Source organism: Ruegeria sp. F5, assembly GCF_056533845.1.
Window position 1 is genome coordinate 198,272 of sequence record NZ_JBQFOU010000005.1, and the last position, 12,964, is coordinate 211,235.

Annotated in this window: 10 protein-coding genes; 3 read left to right on the forward strand and 7 right to left on the reverse strand. The window is 60.8% G+C overall.

What is annotated here, in order from left to right; genetic code table 11:
• Positions 1–15 precede the first annotated feature (15 nt).
• The 6 genes from ACR0K1_RS09835 to mraZ are packed head-to-tail and all read right to left on the reverse strand — an operon-like array spanning position 16 to position 6,532.
• Complete coding sequence (locus ACR0K1_RS09835) at positions 16–1,404, reverse strand: UDP-N-acetylmuramoyl-tripeptide--D-alanyl-D-alanine ligase (RefSeq protein ID WP_480850372.1); 1,389 nt, start codon at positions 1,402–1,404, stop codon at positions 16–18.
• Complete coding sequence (locus ACR0K1_RS09840; protein ID WP_480850374.1) at positions 1,401–2,900, reverse strand: UDP-N-acetylmuramoyl-L-alanyl-D-glutamate--2,6-diaminopimelate ligase; 1,500 nt, start codon at positions 2,898–2,900, stop codon at positions 1,401–1,403. The genes ACR0K1_RS09835 and ACR0K1_RS09840 overlap by 4 nt, the downstream gene beginning before the upstream one ends.
• 21 nt (positions 2,901–2,921) lie before the next feature.
• On the reverse strand, positions 2,922–4,709 hold the full coding sequence (locus ACR0K1_RS09845) for a peptidoglycan D,D-transpeptidase FtsI family protein (RefSeq protein WP_480850376.1): 1,788 nt from the start codon (positions 4,707–4,709) through the stop codon (positions 2,922–2,924).
• Positions 4,706–5,074: a cell division protein FtsL gene (gene ftsL, locus ACR0K1_RS09850; protein WP_480612991.1), complete on the reverse strand. Its 369-nt coding sequence runs from the start codon at positions 5,072–5,074 to the stop codon at positions 4,706–4,708. Before ftsL ends, ACR0K1_RS09845 begins: the two co-directional genes overlap by 4 nt.
• Entirely contained in the window at positions 5,071–6,060 is a 990-nt protein-coding gene (rsmH, locus tag ACR0K1_RS09855) for a 16S rRNA (cytosine(1402)-N(4))-methyltransferase RsmH (protein ID WP_480850531.1), read from the reverse strand. Before rsmH ends, ftsL begins: the two co-directional genes overlap by 4 nt.
• Positions 6,061–6,064: 4 nt before the next feature.
• Positions 6,065–6,532, reverse strand: a complete 468-nt coding sequence (gene mraZ, locus ACR0K1_RS09860; RefSeq protein ID WP_480850377.1) for a division/cell wall cluster transcriptional repressor MraZ — start codon at positions 6,530–6,532, stop codon at positions 6,065–6,067.
• 814 nt (positions 6,533–7,346) lie between these two features.
• On the opposite strand from mraZ, the gene ACR0K1_RS09865 reads away from it, so the two are divergent.
• The gene (locus ACR0K1_RS09865) at positions 7,347–7,694 is read left to right on the forward strand and encodes a DUF1127 domain-containing protein (protein ID WP_480850379.1); all 348 of its coding nucleotides are present in this window, start codon (positions 7,347–7,349) and stop codon (positions 7,692–7,694) included.
• Between the two features lie 375 nt (positions 7,695–8,069).
• Entirely contained in the window at positions 8,070–8,360 is a 291-nt protein-coding gene (locus tag ACR0K1_RS09870) for a DUF1330 domain-containing protein (protein WP_480850381.1), read from the forward strand.
• Positions 8,361–8,363: 3 nt separating this feature from the next.
• Here the strand turns inward: ACR0K1_RS09870 and ACR0K1_RS09875 are convergent, their stop codons facing one another.
• On the reverse strand, positions 8,364–10,985 hold the full coding sequence (locus ACR0K1_RS09875) for an ATP-dependent helicase (protein WP_480850383.1): 2,622 nt from the start codon (positions 10,983–10,985) through the stop codon (positions 8,364–8,366).
• A 218-nt stretch (positions 10,986–11,203) separates the two neighbouring features.
• Here ACR0K1_RS09875 and ACR0K1_RS09880 point away from each other — a divergent pair, with 218 nt between their 5' ends.
• A complete protein-coding gene (locus ACR0K1_RS09880) occupies positions 11,204–12,949 on the forward strand; it encodes a sensor domain-containing diguanylate cyclase (RefSeq protein ID WP_480850533.1) in 1,746 nt (581 codons plus the stop codon).
• The last annotated feature ends 15 nt before the right edge of the window (positions 12,950–12,964 follow it).

Sequence of the window (12,964 nt, forward strand, 5' to 3'; positions counted from 1 at the left end):
TCGCGGGTACGGGCATCAGTCAAGCGCGCCCCCTTGCCCCATTTTCCGCAGAGCGTCAACAATCTTCGCCAGCGCCATGCTGAGCGAGCCTTTCACCAGAACAGTGTCACCCGGTTTGATAAGCCCCGGCAGATGTTCGGCCATCTCGGTGCTGGTGGCGAACCAAAGCCCGCGCTTGTCGTCCGGCAGCGCGTCGTGCAGCGCCTGCATCAGCGGACCGATGCAGTGCACCTGATCGACCCGCGCCATCGCCCCGACCTTTGCCATATCGGCATGCATGGCATGTTCCTGCGCGCCCAGTTCCTTCATATCGCCCAGAAACGCGATCCGGCGGTCGCCTTGCGACACGGCCAGCACCTCCAGCGCAGCCTCCATCGAGGTCGGGTTGGCGTTGTAGCTGTCGTCCAGCAGCTCGATCTGCCCACCCGCAAGCCGCAGAGTCTCGCGCACGCCACGCCCTTTGACGGGCGACCATTGTCGCAGGCCTTCAATAGCCTCATCCAGATCGACACCCAATTCGACGCAGGACGCCAGCGCACCCAGCGCGTTCATGGCAAAATGCGTGCCCGCCGACTGAACGTCGAAGCTGATCCGAGCCTCTCCGACCGACGCATCCGCGCGAACTGAATTCGCCGCTTGCGTCACATCCTTCAGACGATAATCCGCAGCCTCGCGGCCAAAATCGACGATCCCCGCGCCCTGCTCCTGCGCGATCCGGCGCAGGATGTCCGCGTGGTCGGTATCCGCGTTCACGATGGCCGCACCGCCGGTTTCCAGCCCATCGAAGATTGCTGCTTTTTCGTAGGCGATACCGGCAACTGAATCGAACGCCTCAAGATGCACTGCCGCAACCGTCGTGACCAAAGCCACATGCGGGCGGGCCTGACGGGCCAGCGGGGCGATCTCGCCAGGGTGGTTCATGCCGATCTCGATCACGGCAAACTCGGTGTCGCGCGGCATGCGCGCCAGTGTCAGGGGTACGCCCCAATGGTTGTTGTAACTGGCCACGCTGGCATGGGTTTTGCCCTGCGTCTCCAGTATGTTGGCCAGCATTTCTTTGGTCGAGGTCTTGCCGACGCTTCCGGTCACGGCCACAACGCGGGCATCGGTGCGGGCGCGGGCCGCCTGCCCCAGCGCCTCAAGCCCCGTCTGCACGTCATCGACAATCAACAGCGGCGCGTCCTCGGAAACGCCGTCGGGCACGCGGGACACCAGCGCTGCCCCCGCGCCCTTTTCCAGCGCCTGCGCCACGAAATCATGCCCGTCCCGCGCGGCCTTGAGGGCGACGAACAGATCACCGGGCTGCAATGTCCGGGTGTCAATCGACACGCCGTCAACCTGCCAGTCACCTGTAGCGCGCCCTCCGGTCGCTTCGGCAGCCTCGGCCGCGGTCCAGAGCGTCATGCCACCCTCCCGTCCAAAGCCGCGACGCTGATGCTGGCCTGTTCGACATCGTCAAAGGGCAGCACCTGATCGCCAACGATCTGGCCGGTCTCGTGGCCCTTGCCCGCGATCAGCAGCGCGTCGCCGGGTTGCAGGGCGTCGATGCCGCGCAGGATGGCCTCGGCGCGGTCGCCGACCTCGGTCACACTGACGGTCCCGCCCACGCCGAGCGCGCCTTCCATGACGGCAGCACGGATGGTGGCGGGGTCTTCGCTGCGCGGGTTGTCATCGGTGACAAAGACCACATCGGCATGCCTTGCCGCCGCCTGCCCCATCAGGGGGCGCTTGGTGGCATCGCGATCCCCGCCCGCGCCGACGATGGCAATCAGGCGACCCATCACATGCGGGCGCAGGGCTTTCAGCGCAGTGGCCACCGCGTCGGGCGTGTGGGCGTAATCCACAAAAACTGCCGCGCCGTTTTCACGCGTGGCGGCCAGTTGCATCCGCCCCCGCACGGTTGTCAGGTGCGGCAGGGTCTCGAACACGCGTTCGGGGTCATCCCCCGAAGCGATCACCAGACCGCAGGCCAACAGGATGTTCTCGGCCTGGAAACCGCCGATCAGATTCAGGCGGGTCTGGTACGGCTTGCCCTGCCATGAAAAGCGCAGGTCCTGACCGGTGGCATCGAACCTTTGACGGATCAGGCACAGGTCGGCGTCACCCAGCCCAACAGTCAGAACCTCCTGACCGCGCGCCTCAGCGATCTTGCGCACCTGCGCGCCTTTGGGATCGCTCAGATTGATCACCGTGGTCCCGTCCTGGGGCAGAACCCGGTCGAACAGGCCGGCCTTGGCGTTGAAATACGCCTCGAATGTTTCGTGATAGTCCAGATGGTCCTGCGTGAAGTTCGAGAACCCCGCCGAGGTCAGATGCACCCCGTCCAGACGGCGTTGTTCCAACCCGTGCGAGGATGCCTCCATCGCCGCATGGGTCACGCCGTTCTCGGCAGCCCCGGCAAGGCAGCGGTGCAGGGTGATCGGCTCGGGCGTGGTATGGGCCAGCGGGGCGGTCCATGCGCCCTCGACCCCGGTGGTGCCAAGGTTGACGGCAGCATGGCCAAGCTCGGTCCAGATCTGCCGGACAAAGGAAGCGACCGAGGTTTTGCCGTTTGTTCCGGTCACGGCCACAATGGTCTGCGGCTGCGCACCAAACCACAGCGCGGCGCATCCGGCCAGTGCCTGACGCGGGTCTTCGACAACGATCAGGGCCGCGTCCGAGGCGGCCAGTTCGTCAGCGGCAATTGCCGCCCCTTCGGCATCGGTCAGGATTGCGGCTGCCCCCATGCGCAGGGCGAACTGGATGAACTCGCCGCCATGAACCCGCGTGCCGGGAAGCGCTGCAAACAAAAAACCGTCCTTGACCTCACGGCTGTCAACGGCCAGCCCGGTGATGTCAGGATTGGCCCCTCCGCGCGCGGTCAGGGCCAGTTGGCTGAGTTTCTTTGTCCTTGCGCCCATGACCCACCTCTGTTGGACAGCCTAATTTGAGGTCAGGGTTATAGCAGCGCCCGCCTCAGGCTCAAGCCGGGGCCGCAAACCCAGCAACGGGGCGATGCGCCCGATCAGTTCCGCCGCCACCGGCACCGCTGTCCAGCCCGCCGTCCGGCGCTTTTCGCCATAAGCGACGATCGAGGGTTCATCCAGCGTGACGATCAGCACGTATTTCGGATCGTAAGCCGGGAAAAACGTGGCAAAAGTGGCAATGACCTTGTCATCATAGTAGCCCCCGCGCGGCTTGGGTTTATCCGCCGTGCCGGTCTTGCCCGCCACATCATAGCCCGCCACATCGCCAAAGCTGGCCGTGCCATCGGTGACAACCTTGCGCAACATTTTCTGCGCCTGCGTCGCAGCACTATCCGACAACACCCGTGGCCCGTATTGCGGGCCGTTCCTCCGCAGAATCGTCGGGCTGACATAATGCCCGCCATTGGCAATCGCCGCATAGCCCGCCGCCAGATGCATCGGGCTGGTCGACAGCCCGTGGCCGTACGAGATGGTCACGGTGCTCAACTCACCCCATTTCCTGGGCTTGAGCGGTTCCCCGCCTTTCGCCTCGACAATCTCGAACGGTGTGGGTTCGAACATGCCTAGCGATTGCAGGAAGTCCTGCTGCCGCCGCGCGCCGATCTGCAGCGCCAGCCGCCCGGTGCCGCGGTTCGAGCTATGGACAATCACATCGGCCACGCTGATCTTGCCGTAATTCTTGCCGTTGAACTCACCAATCGGGAAACGCCCGATCTTCATCGGGCCGGATGTGTCGATGATGGTGTTCGAGTTTACCAGACCCAGTTGCACCGCCTGCGCAGCAGTGAAAATCTTGAAGACGGACCCCAGCTCATAAACGCCTTGCACATAACGGTTGAACAAGGGGCTGTCCGACGGGTCAAAGCCCGAGGTCGGCGGGCGCGGGCGGTCATTCGGGTCAAAGGACGGCAGCGACGCCGCCGAGACAACCTCACCCGTATGCGCATTCATCAGAACCGCCGAGGCGCCCTTGGCGTTCATGATCTTCATGCCGCCATACAGCACCTGCTCCACCGCGGCCTGAATGGTCAGGTCCAGCGACAATTGCAGCGGCTTGTTGCCATTGGCCGGGTCGCGCAGGTAGTCGTCGAACTGTTTTTCAACGCCTGCCACGCCGATCACTTCGGCAGCGCTCACGCCCTCGCGCCCAAAGCCCGAACCGCCGAGGATATGGGCGGCCAGCTTGCCGTTGGGATAAAGCCGCATTTCGCGCGGGCCAAACAGGATGCCGGGATCGCCAATGTCATGCACGGCCTGTTTCTGTTCGGGCGAGATGCGTTTCTTGATCCACAGGAACTTGCGGTCGCCGGTGAAGTCCTTGACCAGACGCTCTTTTTCCAGATCGGGGAAGATTGCGACCAGTTGATCCGCCGCCGCAACCGGATCGATCATCAGGGGCGGCTGGGCGTAGACCGAATAGGTATCCAGATTGGTCGCCAGAATGCGTCCCTCGCGATCCACGATATTGGCGCGCTGCATGGCGATGGCGGCACCGGGCGCGCTGGCCAGAGGCTCCTGCGCCTCAGACGTTGCCAGCATGCCCATGCGGACGCCAACCACAGAAAAGGCGCAGAAGAAGAACAGGCCCAGAACCAGCAACCGCCCCTCGGCACGGGCCCGGGCGCGGTCTTTCATGTCTTCGTGGCGCTGGCGGATGTTCTCGCGCTCGATCACCTTGGGGTTTTCGCCCCGCGCGCGGGCGTCAAGGACACGGGCCAGAGGGCGCAGCGGCGTTCGGGTCATGGGATCTGCACCTCGCCCAGCGCCTGAATATTGGTGATGGCCTGCAATTCAATCGGATCGACGATGGGCAGGTCCGGGTCCTCAGCATAGGCGATCTGGTCTGCCCGGCCAAACTGTTCGGCGCGCAGGGGCAGCAGGCCCAGACGTTCGAAATTCAGATCGGCCAGCTCGCGCAGACGGTCGGGGCGATTGAGATAGGCCCATTCGGCATTCAACACGGCCAGCCGCACTTGCGCCACGCCGATCTCTCGCTGCAGCTTCTGGGTTTCCTTCACCACCTGCTGGGTCCGGTAGTTCTCCTGATACGCCCAAAGCGCCAGTCCGAATACGGCCAAGGCAGTCAACACATACAAAACACTCTTCATCTTGCCCTTCCCCCAAGTTGCGGCATCCCGATGACGCGGGCCTCAATTTCCCCCGCCGGAGCCTCAGTTCGTACCGCGACACGCAACTTGGCGGAGCGCGCGCGCGGATTTTCCTGCAATTCCTGATCGTCGGGACCCACGGCCTTGCGGGTCTTTAGCGTGAATTGCGGCAGTTCCTGTTCCATCTCGGGCGCATATCGGTTGGCGCGGCCCGTCTTGCCCGCGCGCGATTGGAAGAACCGCTTGACCATCCGGTCCTCGATGGAGTGGAAGGTCACAACGGCCAGCTGCCCGCCGGGCTTCAAGGCGCGTTCGGCGGCCATAAGACCCTGAAACAGTTCTTCATATTCGGCGTTTACCGCGATGCGCAACGCCTGAAAGCTGCGAGTCGCGGGGTGTGATTGGCCCGGCTTCGGGCGCGGCAAGCAGGATTCGATAATCTCGGCCAGTTGCAGGGTCGTTTCGATGTATTCCTCGGCACGAGCCTTTACGATCGCTTTAGCAATGCGGCGGCTCGCCCGTTCTTCACCATAAAGGTATAGAAGATCAGCCAAATGACTTTCGGATGCATGATTTACGATATCATCTGCCGCTTCACCCTGCTGGCTCATACGCATGTCCAGCGGGCCGTCTTTCATGAAGGAAAAACCGCGCTCGGCCTGATCCAACTGCATGGACGAGACGCCAAGGTCCAGTACGATCCCGTCCAGATCTTGCGCATATTCATCCATGCGCGAGAACACCCCCTGCTGCATCACCAATCGGTCGCCATAATCCTCGGCCCAATCGGCGGCCATCTCAAAGGCCAGCGGGTCGCGATCCACGCCGATGACCTTCTCGGCCCCAGCCTCCAGCAAGCCACGGGTATAGCCGCCCGCGCCAAAGGTACCGTCCAGCCAGACACCGGACACGGGTGCCACGGCAGCCAGCAACGGACGCAACAGAACAGGGATGTGAGGGTTAGATGAAGTCTGAGCGCCGGCCATGCCGTTACGCATCCCCGATGCCGTCGAGATACTGCATCGGATCGAAATCCTCGGGCAGATCGTCCAGCCATTCCTCGGTGGCGGCCAGTTCGTCGGCCTCGTATGTCTCGGGTTTCCAGATTTGGAAAGTGTCACCGGCGGCAATAAAGAACGCCTCGCCTTCAAGGTCGATCTTGTTGCGCAGCTTGGCGGGCAACACCAGCCGCCCGGTTTCGTCCACATTGGTCGGAAAGGACTGGCCGTGGAACAGGCGCTGCAGCATCCGGCGCTGCATTGAACCACGCGGCAGCGCATCGATCTTGGCGTCGACCTCGTCAATCGCCTGCATCGTATAGCATTCAAGGTATTTGCGGCGGTGGTCGCCATAGACAATCACCAGTTCAGGATTGTCACCGGGCTGCCAGTTGGGGTCCGAGGCTTCAAGCACACGGCGAAACGAGGCCGGGATCGAGACCCTGCCCTTCGAATCCACCTTGTGGTGGCTTTCACCTCTAAACCTGCGCGCCAAGACGACTGTCCCTTTCGCTTGCGCCCCACCTCAAAATTCACGTTCCCCCCGGATGAAAAACGGCGGGTTGATCTGCTGCCACTGATCAACCCGCCGCATTGGCCCGCTGAGCGGGATGTCCAGCTGCACGCGCCACCTGGGGGGATGTCTGCTCGCCCGCGCGCCGGATCTTCGAAGTGATGAAAGCGAGATGCCTGTATGAAACCTGATTATTTTGGTTCGGGGTCGTTTGGTGCCCCTGCTGCCTCGTCCTCATCGGATGAATAAGGGATGCCATGGGAATTCATGGAAATCAACAGGAATTTTCAACCACTAAGGGCGCTTTGCTAGTTTAGACACACTGATTGGAAATGGAAAGCCGGACAATTGCACCCTATCTGCGACACAATTGAGAACGCGACACAATATATAGATGAAAACTTGCCTAACCAGATTTTCCCATAAATTCCCGAAAAACTGGTCTACGGCGATTTTGCACAGCCTGAACCCGTAGATTTGTCGGCAATTCCCACGAATCGCGCCCCTTCAACGGCGGGCAAATCACGGCTCTGGACCTTTGCCCATGGTTTCCCATGACACCAACGGCACGGCATGATCCAACAGAACCCGATCAGAAACCGTGCATTCAGCTTGCACAAATATTAGCAAAACGCGCTCAAAGATGGGGCGTCTCGTTTGCGCAAACAGAAATCGCGAGACCTGCGGACCCTACCCGCGAACCGGAAATCATATATTTTCAAGGCTTATTCGGACAGCCGCTCTCAACCCTATGATAACCATGCATTTGCTGCATAGCAGCATTGACGACGTGACCTATTGTGCAATTGCAGCAATTGCCTATTTTCAGTCTCAAGCAAACGCCGGACGACACCGGCAACAACAAAATTTACGGGTTATGGACATGGCAGTAGCTAGCAACACGTCGATGCTGAAAAGCACACATGCAAGCGGGTTTGCATCGGTGATCGAGGCGGTGAAAACACGGATCGCGCGGTATCGTCTTTATCACCAGACAGTCAGCGAACTGTCGTCGCTGTCGAACCGCGAACTGGCCGATCTGGGGCTGAGCCGTTCGATGATCCGCAGCCTGGCGCTGCAGGCAGTTGAAGATTTCTCGGCGCGCTAAGCGTCAAAAAGATAACCGAGATCAGGCCCTTCCTCCTCCCATTAGGGTCTGTAATCAGCGGCAGCGTCTCTCCTCCTCCCTGATGCTGCCGCACCTTATACCGGCCCTGAACGCCGGAACCTGATACATCGGGGCTCTCCTCCTCCCTGCCTCGATGTTGAAAGTGCGCGGCGATGTCCTTCCTCCTCCCTGACATCGCCGCGTCTTCCTCATACCGGGATCAAACCCGGGTTCGGATACATCGGGGCTTCCTCCTCCCTGCCCTGATGTAGAAAAGAACGGCGGTTCCCCTTCCTCCTCCCTGGGAACCGCCGTTTTTCGTTTCAGCACAAGCGATGTAAGCTAAAGGCGCGAACGGTTTTTCAGGAGTGTCCCATGGCCGCCTATTTCATCGCCCAGATTTCCATCCACGACCCGGACGGATACCAGAAATACCTTGAAGGCTTCATGCCGATCTTTGACCGGCATGGCGGGCGATTGCTAACCGTTTCCTCAAAACCCGTCGAGGTTGTCGAGGGCAGTTGGGCGGAAGATGGCATCGTCCTGATGGAGTTTCCGGACATGGCCACCGCGAAAGCGTGGAAAGACGACCCGAATTATGTTGAACTGGCCAAGATCAGGCAGAATACAGCGACGGCAAATCTGGTGCTGGTCGAAGGGATTTGAGCCTTAAAACGGCACATCATCCTTGGTGGTCAGAAAGCGCGAGACCACTTTCTTCGTGCCCGCTTTGTCGAACTCGACCTCGACCTTGTCGCCCTCGATCCCGACAACCGCGCCATAGCCGAATTTCTGGTGGAACACCCGTTCGCCCAGCGTAAAACTGGCCACGGCGGTCGCGTCGATCACCGTATTGCGGCTTTCCCGGGGCTGAGACATTCCGTACTGCCCCTGCCGCGCCTGCATCCGCTTCCAGCCCGGAGAATTATAGACATTCGCCTCGGCCGCGCGGGTCTCGATACTGGCTGTGGTCTGCCCTCCGCCATAAAGACCCGGGGGCGTCAGCACCTCCACATGATCCTCGGGCAGTTCGTCGATAAAGCGGGAAGGCATGGAGTTCTGCCACTGCCCGAACACCCGCCGGTTGGCCGCAAAGGAAATGGTGCAGACCTCTTCCGCGCGGGTGATCCCCACATAGGCCAGCCGCCGTTCCTCTTCCAGGCCCTTGATGCCCGATTCGTCCATCGACCTTTGCGACGGGAACAGCCCGTCCTCCCACCCCGGCAGGAACACCACGGGAAATTCCAGCCCCTTGGCCGCGTGCAGGGTCATGATCGAGACCTTAGCGCCATCCGAGTCCTGTTCGTTATCCATCACCAGGCTGACATGCTCCAGAAACCCCTGCAGGTTCTCGAAATTGTCCAACTGGTTGACCAGTTCCTTGAGGTTTTCCAGACGCCCCGGCGCCTCGGGCGTCTTTTCGTTCTGCCAATGGGCGGTATAGCCGGATTCGTCCAACACGATCTGCGCCAGTTCGATATGCGTATGCTCTGGTGCGCCGTAGCGGATCGGCGACACGCCGTCGTCAATGACCGTGTCATCATCCACCTCGATCCGAGGCCCCCGCGTCATCGCGTTCCATCGCGCCAGCCCATCGATCAACTCGCGCAGCGCCTTACCACCCTTGCCCTTGATCAGACCGTTATCGACAGCGATCCGCGCACCCTCGACCAGAGACACCCCGTTCTCACGCGCCAACACCTGAATCGTCTGCTGCGCCTTGTCACCGAGGCCCCGTTTCGGCGTGTTCACGATCCGCTCGAACGCCAGATCATCCTCGGGGCTGACCACCAGCCGGAAATAGGCCATGGCATCGCGAATCTCCATCCGCTCATAGAAGCGCGGCCCGCCGATCACTTTGTAGGGCAGACCGATGGTCAGGAACCGATCCTCGAAGGCGCGCATCTGGTGTGAGGCGCGGACGAGGATGGCGATTTCGTTTAGACTGAACTTATTCGACCGCCCTGCCAGAACCGACTGAAGCATATTGGATGACTTTTCATCACTGGATAACAACTCAATAATTAGGTTCTGAGTTTTGATATCTGTGTAAACATCGCCGGATTCGAAAGCTTCTTGGATGTAAGTGTGTCTATCAATTGGGCCCAGCCCTACCTTTGCTCGACGATCCAACTCTTGCTCGAAACTCTTAAGCCTAGGATTGAACCTATTCTGCGCTTCGACTGCCCTGCCGCTAGCCAGATCGTCGATTTTCTCTCCGATCCAACGCGCCTCTTCTTCGCCATCCCAGTGGCCTATCAATTTTACTTTTTGGCCCTCTTTCTCTGCATTTGTCCAAAGCTCCTTGCCAAGCCGATCCGCATTTCCACCAATTACATTGGTCGCCGATTCCAAGATATGCAGTGTGGAACGGTAGTTCTGTTCCAACCGCACCACGAAGGCACCCGGAAAATCCTTTTCAAACCGCAGGATGTTCCCAACCTCGGCCCCGCGCCAGCCATAGATCGACTGGTCGTCATCGCCCACACAGCAGATGTTCTTGTGCCCTCCGGCCAGCAGCCGCAGCCAGAGGTACTGGGCGACGTTGGTATCCTGATACTCATCTACCAGGATGTAACGGAACCAGCGCTGGTATTGCTCCAGCACGTCCGGGTGGCTTTGGAAAATCGTGACCATGTGCAACAGCAGGTCGCCGAAATCCACCGCGTTCAATTCGCGCAGGCGGGCCTGGTACTGGGCGTAAAGCTCGATCCCTTTGTGGTTAAAGGCCCCGGCATCCGCAGCGGGCACCTTGTCGGGCGTCAGGGCGCGGTTTTTCCAGTCGTCGATAATCCCGGCCAGCATCCGCGCGGGCCAGCGTTTGTCGTCGATGTTTGCGGCCTGGGTGAGTTGCTTAAGCAGCCGTTTCTGATCATCCGTATCCAGAATGGTGAAGTTCGACTTCAACCCAACCAGTTCCGCGTGGCGCCGCAGCAGCTTGACGCAGATCGCGTGGAACGTTCCCAGCCATGGCATCCCCTCGGCGGGTCGGCCCAGCATTCGACCCACGCGCTCTTTCATCTCGCGCGCGGCCTTGTTGGTGAAGGTCACCGCCAGAATCTCATTCTCGCGCACCCGGTGGGTTCTGAGCAGGTGGGTGATCCGCGCGGTCAGCGCTTTGGTTTTACCGGTACCGGCCCCGGCCAGCATCAGCACCGGGCCGTCCAGTCGCTCAACCGCTTCGCGCTGCGCCGGGTTGAGGTCGTTCAGATACTCGGCAGACGCCGCAGGCATAGCCCGCGCCGACAGCGATGCGCCCTCGAAGGCGTCCATTTCGTCAAAACTGCTCATGGCTCCAAACTACGCCGGATGCGCGCGAAGGGAAAGGGTTTGTTCACGCCTTGTTCGCGCCCAATATCATGAATTTTCGGGCTTGGCGGGATGTAAACCCTGCCTGCATCCTTAGGCCTTAACGATTTTTCAAAGAAATCCCCCGACGCTGCAGACAGGAACATAAGGGGATTGGTGTGGTGGACGGGCAAAAGAAAGAAACCCTGGGGCGCATTTTCATGCGTCTGGTTGCGGGCGCGGGGCTGCTGTGCGTGATCGGGCTGGCCGGATGGATATCGGTCAAGGGGGCCGACCCGCTGGTCGATCGCATGATCGAGGCCGAAGTGCGCCACCGGGCCGAGGTTTGGGAAAGCCATATTTCGGTCCTGATGCCCGATTTTCAGTTCGAATTCACAACCGGTCAGATCAACGCGGATGAAGCCGCCGTTCTGAAACGGTTTCTGGGCGCGACAGACGTGTTCCGGATGCAGGTCTATGATGCGACCGGGCGGGCCATCTGGTCCTCAGCCGGACCGCATAGCCACGCGCCGGCCCTGTCGGAAGAACGCCGGGATGAAACGTTCAAGGGGCGCATTTTCTACGAACTGTCACAGAAATCCGCGCTGGAGGTTCTGCACGCCGAGACCGCAACGCTCAGCCAGTCCGACCAAACCCGCGATGTGGCCGAAACGGTGGCTCCGGTCACCAATGGTGGTGCCTATCTGGGGGCGGTGCAGTTCTTCACTGATGTCAGCGACCTGCGGGTCGCCTTTCTGGGGCGAATCCGGCCGCTTCTGGCGCTGATCGGCTGCCTGATGATCGGAACGATTCTGACCGTTGCCGCGGTGGTGTTTCGCAGCAACCGGCAACAATTGCGCAGCCTGAAAAACCGCGCGGTCAAAGAGCGGGAGTTAATGGATGATCAGTTGCGGCTGGCGCGCGAAGTGCGGTTACTGGGCGAGTTGAATGAGTGGCTGCAATCCAGCCGCTCGCTGGACGAGCTGTTCGACATGGTCTCGCGTTTCATGACCCATATCCTGCCCGAGGCTGAGGGCAGCGTGTATGTCTATTCCAACTCGCGCGATGTGCTGGATGGCTGCGCCAGCTGGAACGGCGGGAACCACAAGGCGCATATCCACCCCGAGGGCTGTTGGGGCCTGCGGCGCGGGCGGACCTATGAATTTGGCGCGTCCGAAATTGATTTTGTGTGCGAACATGCCGAACCCCATGACGGGCGGCCCTATTTTTGTTTCCCGATTCTGGCCCATGGCGAGACGGTGGGCCTGCTGCATCTGCGTGCCCATGACGGCAGCGGCGCGGAGTTTCACGCCAGCAAGAAGCTGGCGCAACTCTGCGCCGAGCAGATCAGCATGGCGATTGCCAATGTGCAGATGCGCGATCAGCTGCATGATCAGTCGGTGCGCGACCCGCTGACCGGGCTGTTCAATCGCCGCCACATGACCGACACGCTGCGCAAGTCGATCAGCCGCAGCCAGCAGATCGGCGCGCCGCTCAGCCTGATTGCGGTGGACGTGGATCATTTCAAGAAATTCAACGACACCCATGGCCATGACGCAGGCGACATGGTGCTGCGCGCCGTCGGCGCCGCGCTGGAGCAAGGCTGTGACCGGGATGAGATCGCCTGCCGGATCGGAGGTGAAGAGTTCATGCTGATCCTGCCCGAAAACACCCCGGACGATGCAATGACGCGGGCGGAACATATCAGGCAGGCGGTCGAGGCGGTCTCGGTCCGCTATGGTGAGAAGTCGCTGCCCCGTATCACCATCTCGGTCGGTGTGGCGCATTACCCGGCGCATGGGACCATGCCGCAGGATTTGATGCGCGCGGCGGACGATGCGCTGTATCTGGCCAAGGACAAGGGGCGCAATCAGGTGCAGTTGGCCAAAGGCGCGGAGCCCGACGGTTGTGCCAAGACACGGGAAAAGGTGACAAAAAAGCCCCCGCCCGAGGCATCCGCCGCCTGAGACCTTGCCGAATCG